Source organism: Nocardia sp. CY15 (genome assembly GCF_009829295.1).
GTDB lineage: Bacteria > Actinomycetota > Actinomycetes > Mycobacteriales > Mycobacteriaceae > Nocardia > Nocardia sputi.
This window is the reverse complement of sequence record NZ_VUOT01000001.1, coordinates 574,071-590,822: the sequence shown is the minus strand read 5'-3', so window position 1 is coordinate 590,822 and position 16,752 is coordinate 574,071. Positions and strand designations below refer to the sequence as shown.

Below are 16,752 nucleotides of genomic sequence, written 5' to 3'. Positions count from 1 at the left end.
CCAGACAAGAGCCCGGGAACGGAGGAAACAACGGCGAAGGTCTCATAGTTCTATGAGCTGGACTCATCGACCGTGGAAGGGAAGCTGATGGGTGGGCTGGAGGTCCGTGAGCTGGAGGCGTTTCTCGCGCTCGCCGAGGAATTGCATTTCGGGCGGGCCGGTGAGCGGCTGTATGTGTCGCAGAGCCGGGTCAGCCAGCTGCTGCGCTCGCTGGAGCGGCGCATCGGCGGGCGGTTGGTGGAACGGACCAGCCGCAGCGTCCGGTTGACCCCGCTCGGCGCGGACTTCCTCGCCGAACTGCGGCCCGCCTACGCGGCTTTGCGCGCGACGGTCGACAGCGCCCGCGCGGCCGCCAGAGGCACGGACGGGATCTTGCGCATCGGGTTTCAAGGTGCGGGCAGCGACCACCTGATGGCCGCGGTCGAGCTGTTCGGGCGGCGTCACCCGGAATGCTCGGCCGAGCTGGTCGAGATTCCGCTGGCCGATCCGTTCGGCCCGCTGCGGCGCGACGAGGTCGACGCCGCCGTCGTGTTGCTGCCGATGGGGGAGCCCGATCTGGTGCTCGGATCGGTGTTCGCGGGGCAGTCGCAGACGCTCGCGGTGGCCAGCTCGCATCCGCTCGCGGGGCGTGCGGCGCTGTCGGTGGAGGAGATCGCCGAGGTGCCGTTGATCGGAGTGCGGTCTCCGGCGCCGGAATACTGGCGCAGGGCGCAGGCGCTGGACGTGACGCCCGGGGGACGGATGGTGCGCAGCGGTCCGGAGGTCGGCACGCTGGAGGAGGGCCTCGCCGCGGTGGCGGCAGGCAGGGGGGCGATGCTGCTGTGCCATCCGACCGCGGAATCACACCGCAGGCGGCCGGTGACCTTCGTGCCGGTGACCGGGATCGCCGAGTCCCGCCTCGGGCTGGTGTGGCGTCGCCACGGCGAGACCGCACGGGTGCGTGCGTTCTCCCGTGCCGTGGCCGACACGCAGGGAGCGGGCGATGTGCGGTTGGTCACCGCGGAGGCGTCCTGAGCGTCCGGTATGCGGAGCCGCTCCAGCCGCCGGGTATCGGTGCCGGATGGCGTCGATAGGCGGGCGGGTATCCGACACCGGTAGCGCTTGCCCTGAACGGTCTTTTCAATACGCTCGACGCTGCTCTGCACGGCCTTGTCGACACCCTGTGGACGGGTTCCTTCGGCGGCCGCTGACCGACGTGACGGTCGAGCTGATCGGCCGGGTTCCACGCCGACCCACGGCGTGACCGAGCGGACCCTCGCACCGAGATGGTGCGGGGGCCCGCCGCTGTACGGCCTGGTCGCGGGGCAGCGGAAGGTGATCGAATCCGACGCCGCAACGGCCGGATCGCGCGAGACGCGATCAGCCGCGTGCCCCGACGGTGGACATTCGGGCGAGTTCCGCCGCCACGCGCGCGGGATGGGTCAACTGCGGATAGTGGCCCGCGCCTTCGATCGCGACCGAGTCCCGCGGCGTCGTGACGGTGAGCGGATCGGCGGAACCGGTGACGATTCGCACCGGCACTTCGATCCGTTCGAGCAGTTCGCGCAACTCCGCGCGTCGCGCGGTGGCGCTCGCGCGGCGCAGCGCGGCGACGGTGCGTGCGGCGACACCCGGCCTGCGGAGGTTCGCGGCGGCGCTCGCGATCGCGGCGCCGTCGGGCACGCCGAGCCGTTTCGCCAAGGCGGCGGCCGGCATCCGGCGCATCGCCGCCGTCATAAGTGGTGAGCGCAGCAACAGGCCCGATCGAGGCTGCAAGAACGCGGGGGCCACCAGCACCACGCCGGAGACGCGCTCCGGATGCTCCGCCGCGTATCGCAGCACCGGACCGCAGCCGAGCGAGTGGCCGACCAGCACGGGGCGGGTGCGGACCGAGGAGAGCGATTTCGGCAGCACGGCATCCTGGTCGCCGGGCGCCGAGCGTCCGAGGCCGGGCAGGTCGACGGCCAGGCTCGGCCCGTCCAACTCCGCGCGTACCGCGCCCCACGATTCACCGTCGAGCGGAAGCCCGTGCACAAGAACGTAGGCCGGGCGTTGCCGTTCGCCGCTCACCCAGACGCCATCGGCGAATCCGGCGGTCGGATCGTCGGCGACCGCGCCGAACCGGCTGGCCACCAGGTGGTCGGCCCAGGCAAACAGGGTGGCCTCGGTCGGAGGCATGGTGAGTCCGGCGCGGCGGGCCACGTCCTGCGCCGCCGAGGTGTCGTAGCGGTCGTCGGCGATGAAGGGCAGCGACTCGGGATCGGCGCCGGTCAACGCCCGCGGAAGTTTCTCGATGACACCGACCGGAATCGAGAACCGCGGCGCGGGGACACCCATGTGCCCGGCCAGCAGCCGCATCAGCTTCGGCAGCACCGGAGTTCGATCGTCGAGAACCGTGTAGGACCGGCCCGCGGTGTCCGGCAGGGCGGGCAGACTGATCAGGAAGTCGGTGAAGTAGTCCAGATCGACGATCGGCACGAACGTATCCGCCCCGCCGGGGGTGGCCGGGAGTCTTCCGTTCCACAGTTGCTCGACCACACCGGCGAGCCCGACGTATTGACCGGGGCCGATCACACTGCTCGGGTTCGCGATGGTCAGCGCGACGCCCAGCTCGGCGGCCCGCCGTCGCAGCAGCGGATCCGATTCGAACTTGGACGCGCCGTAAGCGCCCTTCTCCCAATACTGTTCCTCGGACTGCTCGACGGTGATCCGGTAGCCCGTGATGTGGACGAGCCGTCGCAGGCCGGGCAGGGCGGCGGCCCACTCCAGGACGTGCAGCGCGCCGGTGACGTTGACCGCGTACGCGTCCTCTGGCGTGAGTCCGAAGGCGAAGCGGGCCGCGCAGTTGTACACGTCGCGGATGCCGGACGGGTCGAATCCGGCGGGCAGACCCAGGTCCTCTGCGGTGACGTCACACGCGACGATTTCCAGCGCGCCCGAGTCGACGCCGCGTCCGCGCAGCCAACTGGTGAGCCGCTCCTCGCTGCCCGCACGCAAGGCGGCGGTGACGGAATGCCCCTGCTCGAGAAGCCGGGCGACCGCTGCGCGGCCGAGGAATCCAGCGGCTCCGAACACGATGCTGTCGGACATGACATGCTCCTTACTAGACCGGTCTACATATTTTGATGCCATGAAAAACGAAGCGGGTCGGGTGGAACCCGACTCAGAGCAGGGCGTGCAGAGTGCGTTCGACGCGTTCCAAAGGTTCGCGACTGCGTTGCGCGCGCGCCAGCAACAGCGCCCCCTCGACCATGGCGAGCACCGTGGCGGCCAGGTCGTCGGCGTTCTCGCGGCCATCGGCCCGCAACCGCAGCCGCAGCGCCTGTTGCCAGGCGGCGTACGCGGCGGCGCACTCGGCTTGGACCGCGTCGTTCGCCGCCGCCACGTCCAAGGCCACGGTGGCGACCGGGCAACCCTGTTGCCAGTCGGACGCTTCCAGCCGATCGCCGAACACGCGAAGCAGCCTGCTCGCGGCCGCTGCGGCGTCACCGGGTTCGATCGTGTCGATCAGCGCCGCGATCTCCTTGCCCGCTTGGGCGATCGCCGCCGCGACCAATTCGTCCTTGCCGCCGGGGAAGTGGAAGTACAGCGAACCGCGTGGCGCGCCGCTGGCCGCCAGGATCTGGTTGAGCCCAGCGCCGTAGTAACCGTGCCGCTCCACCAGCGTGCGCGCCGCGTCGACGAGTTTGCCGCGAGTCTCGATGCCTTTGACGCCCATATCCCGACTGTAGACCGGTCTTCATATTTTTTCCACCGGAAAGACTGAGGACGCCCGCCTACCAGGTGGTAGCCGACGCGGAAATCGCGCGCACTAAGCTGGTCGGCGGTAAATGCCGACCCCATTCCCCAGGAGTACTCCACGTGAGCCAAGCAGGCCGTCCTGTAGTTCTGATCGCCGACAAGCTCGCCCAGTCGACCGTCGACGCGCTCGGTGACGGTGTCGAGGTTCGGTGGGTAGACGGACCCGACCGCCCGGCCCTGCTGGCCGCCGTGCCCGAGGCCGACGCGCTGCTCGTGCGATCGGCGACCACGGTCGACGCCGAGGTCCTGGAAGCCGGGAAGAACCTGAAGATCGTCGCCCGCGCCGGCGTCGGCCTGGACAACGTCGACGTGCCCGCCGCCACCGAGCGCGGCGTCATGGTCGTCAACGCGCCCACCTCGAACATCCACACCGCCGCCGAGCACGCGGTCACCCTGATGCTGGCCGCCGCCCGCCAGGTTCCCGCCGCCGACGCCACCCTGCGCGAGCACACCTGGCAGCGCAGCAAGTTCAACGGCGTGGAGATCTTCGGCAAGACCGTCGGCGTCGTCGGCCTCGGCCGCATCGGCCAGCTGTTCGCCGCCCGCCTGGCCGCGTTCGAGACCAAGATCGTCGCCTACGACCCCTACGTGTCGCCCGCGCGCGCCGCCCAGCTCGGCATCGAGTTGCTGAGCCTCGACGAGCTGCTCGAGCGTGCCGACCTGATCTCGATCCACCTGCCGAAGACCCCGGAGACCAAGGGCCTCATCGGCAAGGAGGCCATCGCCAAGACCAAGCCGGGCGTGATCATCGTCAACGCCGCCCGCGGTGGCCTGGTCGACGAGGCCGCGCTGGCCGATGCCATCAAGTCCGGCCATGTGCGGGCCGCCGGTCTGGACGTGTTCGAGACCGAACCGTGCACCGACAGCCCGCTGTTCGACCTGCCGCAGGTCGTGGTGACCCCGCACCTGGGCGCCTCCACCTCCGAGGCCCAGGACCGCGCGGGCACCGATGTCGCGAAGTCGGTCCTGCTGGCCCTGGCCGGTGAGTTCGTGCCCGGCGCGGTGAACGTCACCGGTGGCACGGTCGGCGAAGAGGTCGCCCCCTGGCTGGACATCGTGCGCAAGCAGGGCGCGCTGCTGGGCGCGCTGTCCAACGAGCTGCCGGTCAGCGTCGAGATCCAGGTGCGCGGCGAGCTGGCCGCGCAGGAGGTCGGGGTGCTGGAGCTGTCCGCGCTGCGCGGCATCTTCTCCGCGCTGGTCGAGGACCAGGTCACCTTCGTCAACGCCCCCGCCCTGGCCAAGGACCGCGGGATCACCGCCCAGGTCACCACGGCGTCGGAGAGCCCCAGCCACCGCAGCGTGGTCGACCTGCGCGCCGTGTTCGGCGACGGCAGCACCCTGAACGTCGCGGGCACGCTGACCGAGCCGCAGCTGGTGGAGAAGATCGTCAACATCAACGGCCGCAACTACGACATGCGCGCCGAGGGCCTCAACCTGGCCATCCTGAACTACGAGGACCGGCCGGGCGCACTGGGCAGGATCGGCACCAAGCTCGGCGAGGCCGAGGTCGACATCCTGGCCGCGCAGCTGACCCAGGACGTCGACAAGGAAGGCGCCACCGTGGTGCTGCGCGTGGCCCGCGAGGTGCCCGCCGACGTGCAGGACGCGATCGCCGAGTCGGTCGGCGCGGCCAAGGTCGTCCAGGTCGACCTGTCCTGACCGGACGGGGCCGCAGCGTCCCGGCACCCGCGGAATCGGCGCCGCGCACGAACCACTCGTGCGCGGCGCCGGTCGCTCGGTCGGCGCGCGGACCCGCCGCGTCATCGCGCCCGGTGCTCGGCGCTCCGGCCGCGCCGAGTACCGTGACGATGCTGCGGTCACCCCGGCCGGACTGTCGTGCGCACCCCGGCGGTCATCTCCGGGCCGCACGTCGTGTCGGCCGTTACCGGCAACATCGAACGGAGCATTTGTCATGAAGCTTGCTGTCATCCCGGGCGACGGGATCGGGCCCGAGGTCATCGCCGAGGCGCTCAAGGTGCTCGACGTGGTCGTGCCCGGTGTCGAGAAGACCGAGTACGACCTCGGCGCGCGTCGCTACCACGCGACCGGCGAGATCCTGCCGGATTCGGTGCTGCCGGAGTTGAAGCAGCACGACGCGATCCTGCTCGGCGCGATCGGCGACCCGTCGGTGCCCAGCGGCGTGCTCGAACGCGGCCTGTTGCTGCGCACCCGGTTCGCGCTGGACCACCACGTCAACCTGCGTCCGTCCAGACTGTTCCCCGGCGTGACCAGCCCGCTGGCGGGCGATCCCGACATCGACTTCGTCGTTGTGCGTGAGGGCACCGAGGGCCCCTACACCGGCACCGGCGGCGCGATTCGCGTCGACACCCCGCACGAGGTGGCGACCGAGGTCAGCACCAACACCCGCTTCGGCATCGAGCGCGTCGTGCGCTACGCCTTCGCCAAGGCGCAGGCGCGGCGCAAGCACCTGACGCTGGTGCACAAGAACAACGTGCTCACCTTCGCCGGCTCGCTCTGGCAGCGCGCCGTGGACGAGGTCGCGGCCGAGTTCCCCGAGGTCACAACGGCTTACCAGCACATCGATGCCGCCACCATCCACATGGTCAACGACCCGGGCCGGTTCGACGTGATCGTCACCGACAACCTCTTCGGCGACATCATCACCGACCTCGCCGCCGCTGTCAGCGGCGGCATCGGGCTGGCCGCCAGCGGCAACATCGACGCCTCCGGGACGAATCCCAGCATGTTCGAGCCGGTACACGGCAGCGCCCCCGACATCGCCGGTCAGTCCAAGGCCGACCCCACCGCGGCGATCCTCTCGGTCTCTCTCCTGCTCAACCACCTCGGCGACACCGAGGCGGCCACGCGCATCGAGTCGGCCGTCGCCAAGGACCTCGAGTCCCGCTCGGGCACCGCGTCGACCGTGGAGATCGGCGACCGGATCGCCGCCACCCTTTGATCCCCGCCACCCGAAGGTCCCGTTTCCTCCTTGGGAAACGGGGCCTTCGCGCATCCCCGGCGAAAGGATCGCGACCACTCCGTTCCACGTGTCCGAGAGTGAGACGGCGTGCCGCTGGCAACTTCTTCATCGCCTCGCCTGGGAGACCAGCCTCCGCGCGGCACCGACCGTGCGACGCCGTCACCGTGATCCGATGCGGAGACATGGATCCACGTCCGCGAGAGCGTGCTGCTTGCCGCGGTTGCCCTGTATCAGGGTCGGGTCGGTGCGTATCCGGCTGCGCGGATCCGGATTCTCTCCTCAGTCCGGGTCGCGGGGGACCAGCGGGACTGCCGCGACGGCCGCGACAGCGGCCAGAAGGAAGGCGGCGGGGAAGCCGCTCGCGGTGATCAGAGCGCCGAACAGGGGCGGTACGGCGGCCATGGCCAGGTTCTGCCCGGTGTTCTGGACGCCGAGGCCCCGGCCGCTCCAGTAGGGGCCGGCGATCTCGGCGACCGCGGTGAAGGCCAAGCCGTTGTCGGAGACGCTGATCACGGACGCGGCGATCAGCAGCGGGATGGCGGCCCACCACCACTGGGTCCACGCGGTCAGCGCCAGCGCGGCCATGGCGAGCACGGCGGCGACCGCGATCGTGCGCAGGGGGCCCATCCGGCTGCCGGCGCGATCCGACCAGGCGCCCGCGCCGATGCGGCCGAGCGCGCCGAGGATCTGGGTGATCGTCACCAGCGCACCCGCGGCGGCGAGCGACCAGCCGATGTCGCGGTGCAGCCACAGCAGCGCGAACGTCCACACGGTGCCCTGCGGGACGACGAGCAGCACCGAGACCAGGTGGATGCGCCACAGCGTGGCCGAGTCGCGATAAGGGTTGGCTCGCAACGCCGGATCGGCGGCCGAAGCGGCGGGACGTGGCGGGTCGACGATGCCGGCCAGGCAGCCAAGGGCCGCCACGCCCGCCATCAGCGCGGGAACGAGAACGGCCGCGGGCACACCGTAGGCGGCGGCGACGGCCGGAATCGCCAACGCGCCGACGCCCACTCCCAGCGGCTGGGCGGTCTGCCGGATACCCATCGCGAGCCCCCGCCGATGCGGCGGGAACCACCCGACGATCACCCGGCCGCTGGCGCCGTTGGTGCTGGCCGCCCCGACGCCGCCGAGGAACAGCAACGCGCCCAGCGTGATGTCGTCGGTCGTGGCCGCAGCGACGCACCCGGCCGCCAGCATCAGCAGCGGACCGGCGACCAGCACCTTGCGCTCGCCGATCCGGTCGACCACGTAACCCCACGCGATCAGCGTGCACACCAGGCCGACGGTGGGCATGGCCACCAGCAGGCCCGCCGTCGCCAGCGGCATGCCGCGGCCGGTCAGCGCGGGCAGCAGAAACGGGACGCCGTGGATGAAGACCGCGCTGGAGGCCTGGGCGAACACGCCCAGCCCGAGCATCGACCAGCGACGTACCCCGTCGATCTGCGTAACGGTCGCCATCGACCTCACCTCAGAATCTCATTATTCGGGATTGTATTCCCACTTTGTGAACCGCGATGCTCACCGTACACCCCTCGGGCCATGCGATTCGACGCCCGGGGCTGTCGGACTGCTCACATGCGCCGTGGCCCCGCCCCGGCTGGTTCCGACCACTCGGTCGGGCGCGTTCGAGCAGGTGGCGGCGGGTCGATAGACTCCCGGCATGCGTCTAGGTCGAGTTGCCAGTCCCGATGGGGTCGCCTTCGTGAGCATCGAGGGCGACGGAAGCGACAGCGTGGCCAAGGAGATCGCCGAACACCCGTTCGGCACACCGACGTTCACCGGACGGAGCTGGCCGCTGGCCGACGTGCGGCTGCTCGCGCCGATCCTGGCCAGCAAGGTGGTCTGCGTCGGCAAGAACTACGCCGCCCATGCCGCCGAGATGGGCGGTCCAGCCCCCGCGGATCCGGTGATCTTCCTGAAGCCGAACACCGCGATCGTGGGGCCGAACGCCCCGATCATCCTGCCGCCCAGTTCGTCTCAGGTCGACTACGAAGGGGAGCTGGCCATCGTCATCGGCCGGCCCTGCAAGGACGTGCCCGCCGCCCGCGCGCTGGACGTGGTGCTCGGTTACACCGCGGCCAACGACGTCACCGCCCGCGACCAGCAACGCCACGACGGCCAATGGACCAGGGGCAAGGGGTACGACACCTTCTGCCCGCTGGGGCCGTGGATCGAAACGTCCTTGGACCCCTCGGATCTGGAGATCGTCACCGAGCTCGACGGCGAGGTGCGCCAGCGCAGCCGCACTTCGCTTCTGCTCCACGACATTCCGAAGCTCATCGAGTGGGTCACCACCGTGATGACGCTGCTGCCCGGTGACGTCATCCTCACCGGCACCCCCGAGGGCGTCGGCCCGATGCGGGAGGGACAGCAGGTGTCGGTGACCGTCGAGGGCATCGGAACCCTCACCAATCCCGTTGCCGCCAAACGCTGATCGAAAGAGAGCCATGACTGAAGTACGGGTCCGATTCTGCCCGTCACCGACCGGGACACCGCACGTCGGCCTGATCCGGACGGCGCTGTTCAACTGGGCCTATGCCCGCCATCACGGTGGCACATTCGTCTTTCGAATCGAAGACACCGATGCCGCACGCGATTCCGAGGAGTCCTACCGGGCGATTATCGACGCGCTGCGCTGGCTCGGCCTCACTTGGGACGAGGGACCGGAGGTCGGCGGGCCTTACGAGCCATATCGCCAGTCGCTGCGAAAAGATTTGCATCTGGATGTGGTTCGGCGTTTGCTGGAGGCCGGTGAAGCCTATGAGTCATTCTCCACACCGGAGGAAGTCGAAGCTCGCCATCGTGCCGCGGGACGCGATCCGAAACTCGGTTACGACAACTACGATCGTGATCTGACGCCCGAGCGGATCGAGGCGTACCGGGCCGAGGGGCGCGCCGCCGTGATCCGGCTGCGGATGCCCGACGAGGACCTGTCCTGGAACGACCTGGTGCGCGGCGAGACGACCTTCAAAGCGGGCAGCGTCCCGGACTTCGCGCTCACCCGAGGCAACGGCAACCCGCTGTACACCCTGGTCAATCCGGTCGACGACGCTTTGATGCGGATCACCCACGTGCTGCGCGGGGAGGACGTGCTCTCCTCGACCCCCCGGCAGCTGGCGCTGTACGCAGCGCTGCGCCGGATCGGGGTCGCCGAATTCACTCCCCAGTTCGGTCACCTGCCGTTCGTGATGGGGCAGGGCAACAAGAAGCTGTCCAAGCGGGATCCGGAATCGAATCTATTCGCCCATCGCGATCGCGGCTTCATTCCCGAGGGTTTGCTGAATTATCTCGCGCTACTCGGCTGGGGGCTGTCGGAGGACCGCGACGTGTTCTCCATGGCGGAGATGGTCGAAGCATTCGACATTTCGAAAGTAAATTCGAATCCGGCCCGTTTCGACCAGAAGAAGGCGGACGCGCTCAATGCCGAGCACATCCGATTGCTGGCGCCGGGTGATTTCGCGCACCGGCTGCGGGAGTATCTCACCGAGCACGGTCGTATCGGCGCGGAGATCGATGAGAAGGTGTTCGCCGCCGCGGCCGAACTCGTGCAGACCAGGATCGTGGTGCTGGCCGACGCGTGGGAACTGCTGCGTTTCTTGTTCGCACCCGCGGGGGAGTTCGCGATAGACCCCGCCGCGGGCGCCAAAAATCTGGGTTCCGACGCCGAAGAAGTATTGCAAGCCGCTATTGCCGCATTGCAGTCGCTGTCCGGGTGGACCGCCGAGTCGATCGAAGAGGTGCTGAAAAAGGCGCTGATCGATGATCTCGGGCTCAAACCGCGCAAAGCCTTCGCGCCGGTGCGGGTCGCGGTCACCGGGTCGCATATCAGCCCGCCGCTGTACGAATCGCTGGAACTGCTCGGTCGCGGCCCCACGATGGAGCGGCTGCGCGCGGCGCTGACCTGGCAAGCAGCGGGCCAAACGCCGTCCTGACGGCAAAAATATGGCTTTGACCAGGCGATTTGTAGTTAACCGGTAGCCGTTTGGTACTCTTCTTCTCGGCCCGGAACACGGTCTCGAGTCACCCAGACGCGAGGCTGAACAACCTGGTCATTGGGGTATGGTGTAATTGGCAACACAGCTGATTCTGGTTCAGCCATTCTAGGTTCGAGTCCTGGTACCCCAGCGGAGAGTGTTGTTCGACTTCGGTTCGCGGCCGGAATCAATCAGCATCCTGGCGATTTGGTCGCCGGGCCTCGGCCGGTTAAGCTAGCCGAGCCTCCTGATCGAAAGATCAACACGGCGCTCCTCGCGACAGTGAGAAGCAGTCCTGGCCCCGTCGTCTAGCGGCCTAGGACGCCGCCCTCTCAAGGCGGTAGCGCGGGTTCGAATCCCGTCGGGGCTACACGAGTGGAAGGCCCATGCTCATGGAGCATGGGCCTTTCTCGTTTCGCTATGTCTTGTGGGGGTGCAACCCCCACACCCCGCCCGGAGGGCTTCGCCCCCGGACCCCTGGCGAGGGCTTCGCCTCGCCTGGATGGTTGGGGTCCGGTGTTCCTGTGATCTGCGGACTGAGGCTTCGCCCCGCTTGGGTTGTGGTTCGGGGTGGCTGTGAGCTGCGGGTTGGGGCTTCGTCCCGAGCTGGGTGGCGGTGTGGCTGTGTTCTGCGGACTTGGACTTCGTCTCCCCGTGGTCGGTGTGTCCGTCCGGCGTGGTGGCTGGTGGCTCAGATGGTCGGTGGTGCTACAGGTGGTCGTTGGCGACAGAGGTGGTCGTTGGCGACACGGGGATCGTTGGCGACACAGGGGGTCGTTGGTTGGTCGCTGGTGACTCGCGTGGTCGCTGGTGACTAGGGTGGTCGCTGGTGACTCGGATTGACGGTCTTGACCCGCTCGGTCGAAGTGTCGTCTTGGGCGGCTTGGTTCTCGAAGGGTGTTCGCAGCAGACGCTCGTCGTGGTGCCGAAGAGGTTCGGGCTGGCGAGGAGAAGCCCCGAGTGACGAAGTTCATAAACCGACTGCACGGCAGTGCCGGCGGTAGTGAACGATTTCGGACGGGCGCGCCGCCTGCTTCGAGTCGGTAGGGGGTGCGGGCGTCAGCGTCGGATCGGTTCGTTCGGCGAGTTCGCGGGCGATCGCAGGGAATCCGCGACGTGGACCCGGCGAGTCGGTAGGCGGATCTTCCCCGTCGCCGAACATCCAGCAGGCCGCATGCGTACGGTGCGAGCAGATGATCCGGATCGTGCCTGCCGAGGTGCCATGGAGCCGTGTTGTCGGCTGCGCGACTGTTCGACCAGCTCCGGCGAGTTCGGTCCTGCTCGCCGCACCCACAATCAGAGCTCGAAAGTCTCGCCGGAAGGAGTTACCGGGCCGAATGGCCCGACTGCCTGCGGCGGGCCGCACGCCCCGGCGCAAAGATAAGGCCCTCCAGCGGTCTTGCCGGAGGGCCTTCGCCGTCTGCGCGGACTAGCCGCTCTTACGCCGGAATTCCCGCTTGTGGCCGACCGCGGTGTGAGCACCGGAGGCCTTGGACCGTCCGTCGAGGTGGTCGACCGCGCGGGCGTTCTGCTGGTTCTTGCGCTCCAGTGCTTCCCGGAACTTGCGCTTCACCTCGTCGGCGCCATTGGACTTACCCGAATCCGCCATCGCTGCTCCTCGTCGTCGCGGCCGCGCAGCGCGGGCTGCGATGCCCGGCCGATTCTTGTCGAACCCCCTGACGCTAGCCCGTGGGAGGTGGTTGTGTCAGTTCGATTTCGTGCGCGTCGCGCGGGCCGAGCCCGCTCCGGTCAGTCCAGCGACTGCGCGGTGGTGCCGCCGAGCGGCATGGCGGGCAGGCCGAGCTTGCGGTGATCCCAGCTGCGCGTGCGCTCGGGCACCACACGGACGGCGACCCGTTTGTGCAGCATGGCTTCCACCATCGGCCGCACCTCCTCGTTGTAGGGGCCGGTGTAGCGCTCCCAGACGCTCACGCCGACCGCGAAGAGTTTCTCGGCGTCCTCGACGATCTCGCCGCGGCCCTCGATCGATACGCCCCTGAGCTGGTCGTAGGTCTGGCCCGCCTCCACCATGCAGGTGATCCGAGGATCGCGGCGCAGATTCACCGCCTTCTGCGATTTGGCCTTGGTCTCGAACCAGATCTCGCCGTTGATGAGCGCGTACCACATCGCGGTCAGGTGCGGCGTGCCCTTCGGGCCGATGGTCGCCAGCGTCGCGATCCGGCTGCGCTGCAAGAACTCGGTGATCTCGGTGTCGGACATCACGATCTGTGCCCGTTGGTTGACTCCCATGGGCCAACTGTAGAGAGTCCGAATTGAAACGCGTTACAGGCGCTTGTGCAGGGCCTCGGCGGCCGCGACCAGATCCGCCGCCCACCGGGCGCCCGGCCTGCGGCCCATTCGGTCGATCGGTCCCGACACCGAAACGGCCGCGACCACGGTGCCTCCGGCGTCGCGCACCGGAGCGGAAACGCTGGCCACGCCCGCCGCGCGCTCGGCCGCGCTCTGCGCCCACCCGCGCTTGCGCACCTCCGCCAGCGCGCGCTCGCCGAACACCGCGTCGGCCAGGATGGTGCGCTGCAGCTCCGGGTCGGCCCACGCCACCAGTACTTTGGCCGCCGAGCCCGCGGTGAGCGGCAGCCGCGCCCCGATCGGCACGGTGTCCCGCAGCCCGGCGGGGGGTTCAAGCGCCGCGACGCAGACGCGCGCGTTCCCGTCGCGGCAGTAGAGCTGCACGCTTTCGCCGGTGATCTCGCGCAACCGGGGGAGGATGGCCGAGGCGGCCTCGAGCAGCGGGTCATCGGCGCTGGTCGCGAGCTCGGCGAGGGCCGGACCCGGCCGCCACGTGCCGTTGCCGTCGCGAGCGAGCAGGCGATGCACTTCCAGGCCGACGGCGAGTCGGTGCGCGGTGGCGCGGGGCAGCCCGGTGCGGGCGCACAGCTCGTTGAGACCCGACGGATGCTCGGCTACGGCGTAGAGGACCGCCACTGCTTTGTCGAGGACGCCGATGCCGCTATGCTGTCTCATAGAACGATACTAGCGTCTCGAATGCTGAGAATCGAGTGCTTAGAATCCCACCTTCGCGGATTCTCGCCGTCAGTGTTCGGACCAGGCACAGCCAGCCCAACTCGTGCAACCGTCGCCGCATCGCCAGTCCGGATCGCGGAACGGCTGCTTCGTCCGAAAGGTGATCGACAATGGCCGAACCGCGCACGCTGGCCGAGAAGGTATGGGATCAGCATGTGGTCGCTCGCGGGGAGGGCGAGGGCGCCTCGCGCGAACCTGACCTGATCTATATCGACCTGCACCTCGTCCACGAGGTGACCAGTCCGCAGGCCTTCGACGGGCTGCGCGCCGCGGGCAGGCCGGTGCGACGGCCGGATCTCACGATCGCGACCGAGGACCACAATGTCCCGACGATCGATATCGACAAGCCGATCGCCGACCCGATTTCGCGCACCCAAGTCGACACGCTGCGGCGCAATTGCGCGGAATTCGGTGTGCGGCTGCACCCGATGGGGGACCTGGATCAGGGCATCGTGCACGTGGTCGGGCCGCAGCTGGGCCTGACCCAGCCGGGCATGACCGTGGTGTGCGGCGACAGCCACACCTCGACCCACGGCGCGTTCGGCGCGCTGGCGATGGGCATCGGCACCTCCGAGGTCGAGCATGTGCTTGCCACCCAGACGCTCTCGCTGCGCCCGTTCAAGACGATGGCGATCACGGTGGACGGCGCCTTGCCCGACGGCGTGACCAGTAAGGACCTGATCCTGGCCGTCATCGCGAAGATCGGCACCGGCGGCGGCCAGGGTTACGTCCTGGAGTATCGGGGGGAGGCCATCCGGGCCATGTCGATGGAGGCCCGAATGACGATCTGCAACATGTCCATCGAGGCGGGCGCACGGGCCGGCATGATCGCGCCGGACGAAACGACCTACGAATTCCTCAAAGGACGGCCGCACGCGCCGCAGGGAGCCGACTGGGACGCCGCGGTGGCCGCCTGGGAGGCGCTGAAGACCGACGAGGGCGCCGCTTTCGACGCCGAGGTGCACATCGACGCCGCCGAGCTGACCCCGTTCGTCACCTGGGGCACCAACCCCGGCCAGGGCGCCCCGCTGGGCGAGGCCGTGCCCGACCCCGCCGCCATCGCCGACGAGGCGGCCCGCGAGTCCGCGGAGAAAGCTCTGCGTTACATGGACTTGGAGCCGGGTACTCCACTTCGGCAAGTACCGATCGACACCGTATTCGTCGGTTCGTGCACCAACGGACGCATTGAGGATTTGCGTGCGGTGGCCGGGATTTTGAAGGGACGTCATGTCGCCGACGGCGTGCGAATGTTGGTTGTACCGGGGTCGATGCGGGTTCGCGCACAGGCGGAAAAAGAAGGACTGGGCGAGATTTTCACCGCGGCGGGCGCCGAATGGCGGCAGGCGGGCTGCTCAATGTGCCTGGGAATGAATCCGGACCAGCTCGAGCCGGGCCAGCGTTGCGCGTCGACCTCGAACCGTAACTTCGAGGGCAGGCAGGGCAAAGGCGGCCGTACGCACCTCGTTTCTCCCCTCGTAGCGGCCGCGACGGCGGTCCGCGGAAGACTGTCGTCGCCTGCGGATCTGGACTGACCGCCCCCGATTCACTCATTCAAACCCAGGAGATTCGTAATGGAAGCCTTCACCGTGCACAAGGGCATCGGGGTGCCGCTGCGCCGCTCCAATGTCGATACCGATCAGATCATCCCGGCCGTCTACCTCAAGCGGGTGACTCGTACCGGATTCGAAGACGGGTTGTTCGCCGCATGGCGGGCCGATCCGGACTTCATTCTGAACACGTCACCATACAACAGGGGTAGTGTTCTGGTGGCGGGACCGGATTTCGGTACCGGGTCCTCTCGTGAACACGCTGTTTGGGCGCTGTCGGACTACGGCTTTCGGGTGGTCATCTCATCCCGGTTCGCCGACATCTTCCGCGGCAATGCGGGCAAGGGCGGGCTGGTGGCCGCTCAGATGTCACAGAACGATGTCGAAATGCTCTGGAAGTTGCTCGAGGAACAGCCCGGCTTGGAATTGGTTGTGGACCTCGAGGCGCGCACGGTGACGGCCGGAACCGTCGTGTTGCCGTTCGATATTGATGACTACACCAGGTGGCGTCTGCTGGAGGGATTGGATGACATCGGGCTGACCCTGCGCCGGGAGGACGCGATCTCCCGGTTCGAAAAGGCAAGGCCAACATGGAAACCCACTACCCTTCCAGCACATATTTCGCAGACGTAATCACCCTCGTCAGTTAGCTGGACAGCCGGAGTTGTGGTATCTGGACGTGTGCTAAACCACATGAATTTTGGCGTGGCACATAGACTCTTGCCCAAAGTGGGTTTACCGTGGTACCTAGTCGGTCCGACGACGGGCCATTAGTCTGCGGAGGATTCAATGAACAAGGCGGAACTGATCGACGTTCTGACCGAAAAGTTGGGTACGGACAGGCGCACGGCCACCGCGGCAGTCGAGCATGTGGTCGACACCATCGTGCGCGCGGTGCACAAGGGTCAGAGCGTCACAATCACCGGTTTCGGTGTGTTCGAACAGCGTAAGCGGGCGGCTCGCGTCGCGAGGAACCCGCGTACCGGCGAAACGGTGAAGGTCAAGCCCACTTCGGTGCCCGCGTTCCGCCCCGGCGCTCAGTTCAAGGCGGTGATCGCGGGCAAGCAGAAACTGGCCGCGACCGGGCCCGCCGTCAAGCGCGGGGTGAATGCGCCGGTGGCCGCCAAGAAGGCGGCGGCGAAGAAGACGGCGGCGAAGAAGACCGCCGCCAAGAAATCGACGCCGACCAAGGCGCCTGCCAAGACGACAGCCCGCAAGGCCGCCGCCAAGGCCCCGGCCAAGACCACCGCGCGCAAGACGACCGCTACCAAGACCGCTGCGAAGAAGACGCCCGCGAAGAAGACCGCGGTCGAGAAGAAGGCTCCGGCCAAGAAGGCGGCCACCAAGGCCACGGCGGCCAAGAAGACCACCGCCGCCAAGAAAGCACCTGCGAAGAAAACCGCGGCCAAGAAGGCCCCGGCTCGTCGAGCCCGCTGATCTCGAGCCACCGCCGGATCGGCGC

14 protein-coding genes and 2 tRNA genes are annotated in these 16,752 nt (G+C 68.4%); 10 read left to right on the top strand and 6 right to left on the bottom strand.

The annotated features are described in order from the left end of the window. Positions 1–72: 72 nt before the first annotated feature. Positions 73–1,014 (top strand): LysR family transcriptional regulator, encoded by a 942-nt coding sequence (locus tag GVY39_RS02880; protein WP_236565256.1) that lies wholly within the window; start codon positions 73–75, stop codon positions 1,012–1,014. Between the two features lie 345 nt (positions 1,015–1,359). Here the strand turns inward: GVY39_RS02880 and GVY39_RS02875 are convergent, their stop codons facing one another. Both GVY39_RS02875 and GVY39_RS02870 read right to left on the bottom strand, forming a co-directional pair. After that, positions 1,360–3,069 carry an alpha/beta fold hydrolase gene (locus GVY39_RS02875; RefSeq protein ID WP_201295133.1) on the bottom strand — a complete coding sequence of 570 codons (1,710 nt, stop codon included), beginning with the start codon at positions 3,067–3,069 and terminating at the stop codon, positions 1,360–1,362. 73 nt (positions 3,070–3,142) lie between these two features. Then, a complete protein-coding gene (locus GVY39_RS02870; RefSeq protein WP_159920045.1) occupies positions 3,143–3,697 on the bottom strand; it encodes a TetR/AcrR family transcriptional regulator in 555 nt (184 codons plus the stop codon). A gap of 143 nt (positions 3,698–3,840) precedes the next feature. Here GVY39_RS02870 and serA point away from each other — a divergent pair, with 143 nt between their 5' ends. Both serA and GVY39_RS02860 read left to right on the top strand, forming a co-directional pair. After that, positions 3,841–5,439 carry a phosphoglycerate dehydrogenase gene (gene serA, locus GVY39_RS02865; RefSeq protein ID WP_159920043.1) on the top strand — a complete coding sequence of 533 codons (1,599 nt, stop codon included), beginning with the start codon at positions 3,841–3,843 and terminating at the stop codon, positions 5,437–5,439. 253 nt (positions 5,440–5,692) lie between these two features. Continuing rightward, positions 5,693–6,700, top strand: a complete 1,008-nt coding sequence (locus tag GVY39_RS02860) for a 3-isopropylmalate dehydrogenase (protein WP_159920041.1) — start codon at positions 5,693–5,695, stop codon at positions 6,698–6,700. 300 nt (positions 6,701–7,000) lie between these two features. Here GVY39_RS02860 and GVY39_RS02855 read toward each other — a convergent pair whose 3' ends face one another. Continuing rightward, positions 7,001–8,182 (bottom strand): MFS transporter, encoded by a 1,182-nt coding sequence (locus GVY39_RS02855; RefSeq protein ID WP_159920039.1) that lies wholly within the window; start codon positions 8,180–8,182, stop codon positions 7,001–7,003. Positions 8,183–8,384: 202 nt separating this feature from the next. Here GVY39_RS02855 and GVY39_RS02850 point away from each other — a divergent pair, with 202 nt between their 5' ends. From GVY39_RS02850 to GVY39_RS02835, 4 genes are all read left to right on the top strand, one after another. Beyond that, complete coding sequence (locus tag GVY39_RS02850; RefSeq protein ID WP_159920037.1) at positions 8,385–9,158, top strand: fumarylacetoacetate hydrolase family protein; 774 nt, start codon at positions 8,385–8,387, stop codon at positions 9,156–9,158. A gap of 13 nt (positions 9,159–9,171) precedes the next feature. Then, entirely contained in the window at positions 9,172–10,656 is a 1,485-nt protein-coding gene (gene gltX, locus GVY39_RS02845; protein WP_159920035.1) for a glutamate--tRNA ligase, read from the top strand. Between the two features lie 121 nt (positions 10,657–10,777). Continuing rightward, a tRNA-Gln gene (locus tag GVY39_RS02840) sits at positions 10,778–10,849 on the top strand. 146 nt (positions 10,850–10,995) lie between these two features. Beyond that, positions 10,996–11,068, top strand: a tRNA-Glu gene (locus GVY39_RS02835). A 1,059-nt stretch (positions 11,069–12,127) separates the two neighbouring features. On the opposite strand, the gene GVY39_RS02830 is transcribed toward GVY39_RS02835, so the two are convergent. The 3 genes from GVY39_RS02830 to GVY39_RS02820 all read right to left on the bottom strand — a co-directional run bounded on the left by GVY39_RS02830 (position 12,128) and on the right by GVY39_RS02820 (position 13,683). Then, positions 12,128–12,307, bottom strand: a complete 180-nt coding sequence (locus GVY39_RS02830; protein ID WP_159920033.1) for a DUF5302 domain-containing protein — start codon at positions 12,305–12,307, stop codon at positions 12,128–12,130. Positions 12,308–12,447: 140 nt separating this feature from the next. Then, positions 12,448–12,948 (bottom strand): PPOX class F420-dependent oxidoreductase, encoded by a 501-nt coding sequence (locus tag GVY39_RS02825; RefSeq protein ID WP_159920031.1) that lies wholly within the window; start codon positions 12,946–12,948, stop codon positions 12,448–12,450. 33 nt (positions 12,949–12,981) lie between these two features. After that, positions 12,982–13,683: an IclR family transcriptional regulator gene (locus GVY39_RS02820; RefSeq protein WP_159920029.1), complete on the bottom strand. Its 702-nt coding sequence runs from the start codon at positions 13,681–13,683 to the stop codon at positions 12,982–12,984. A 170-nt stretch (positions 13,684–13,853) separates the two neighbouring features. Here GVY39_RS02820 and leuC point away from each other — a divergent pair, with 170 nt between their 5' ends. The 3 genes from leuC (at position 13,854) to GVY39_RS02805 (ending at position 16,727) form a co-directional block, all read left to right on the top strand. Then, the gene (gene leuC, locus GVY39_RS02815) at positions 13,854–15,275 is read left to right on the top strand and encodes a 3-isopropylmalate dehydratase large subunit (protein WP_159920027.1); all 1,422 of its coding nucleotides are present in this window, start codon (positions 13,854–13,856) and stop codon (positions 15,273–15,275) included. 39 nt (positions 15,276–15,314) lie between these two features. Further along, positions 15,315–15,923, top strand: a complete 609-nt coding sequence (leuD, locus tag GVY39_RS02810) for a 3-isopropylmalate dehydratase small subunit (protein ID WP_159920025.1) — start codon at positions 15,315–15,317, stop codon at positions 15,921–15,923. A gap of 156 nt (positions 15,924–16,079) precedes the next feature. After that, on the top strand, positions 16,080–16,727 hold the full coding sequence (locus GVY39_RS02805) for an HU family DNA-binding protein (RefSeq protein WP_159920024.1): 648 nt from the start codon (positions 16,080–16,082) through the stop codon (positions 16,725–16,727). The last annotated feature ends 25 nt before the right edge of the window (positions 16,728–16,752 follow it).

Excerpts from the sequence above, each read along its gene's own strand:
- GVY39_RS02870 (WP_159920045.1), bottom strand. The coding sequence starts at position 3,697 with ATGGGCGTCAAAGGCATCGAGACTCGCGGCAAACTCGTCGACGCGGCG.
- GVY39_RS02830 (WP_159920033.1), bottom strand. The coding sequence starts at position 12,307 with ATGGCGGATTCGGGTAAGTCCAATGGCGCCGACGAGGTGAAGCGCAAG.
- GVY39_RS02855 (WP_159920039.1), bottom strand. The coding sequence starts at position 8,182 with ATGGCGACCGTTACGCAGATCGACGGGGTACGTCGCTGGTCGATGCTC.
- GVY39_RS02850 (WP_159920037.1), top strand. The coding sequence starts at position 8,385 with ATGCGTCTAGGTCGAGTTGCCAGTCCCGATGGGGTCGCCTTCGTGAGC.
- GVY39_RS02825 (WP_159920031.1), bottom strand. The coding sequence starts at position 12,948 with ATGGGAGTCAACCAACGGGCACAGATCGTGATGTCCGACACCGAGATC.
- leuD (WP_159920025.1), top strand. The coding sequence starts at position 15,315 with ATGGAAGCCTTCACCGTGCACAAGGGCATCGGGGTGCCGCTGCGCCGC.
- gltX (WP_159920035.1), top strand. The coding sequence starts at position 9,172 with ATGACTGAAGTACGGGTCCGATTCTGCCCGTCACCGACCGGGACACCG.
- leuC (WP_159920027.1), top strand. The coding sequence starts at position 13,854 with ATGGCCGAACCGCGCACGCTGGCCGAGAAGGTATGGGATCAGCATGTG.
- GVY39_RS02805 (WP_159920024.1), top strand. The coding sequence starts at position 16,080 with ATGAACAAGGCGGAACTGATCGACGTTCTGACCGAAAAGTTGGGTACG.
- GVY39_RS02820 (WP_159920029.1), bottom strand. The coding sequence starts at position 13,683 with ATGAGACAGCATAGCGGCATCGGCGTCCTCGACAAAGCAGTGGCGGTC.
- GVY39_RS02875 (WP_201295133.1), bottom strand. The coding sequence starts at position 3,069 with ATGTCCGACAGCATCGTGTTCGGAGCCGCTGGATTCCTCGGCCGCGCA.
- GVY39_RS02860 (WP_159920041.1), top strand. The coding sequence starts at position 5,693 with ATGAAGCTTGCTGTCATCCCGGGCGACGGGATCGGGCCCGAGGTCATC.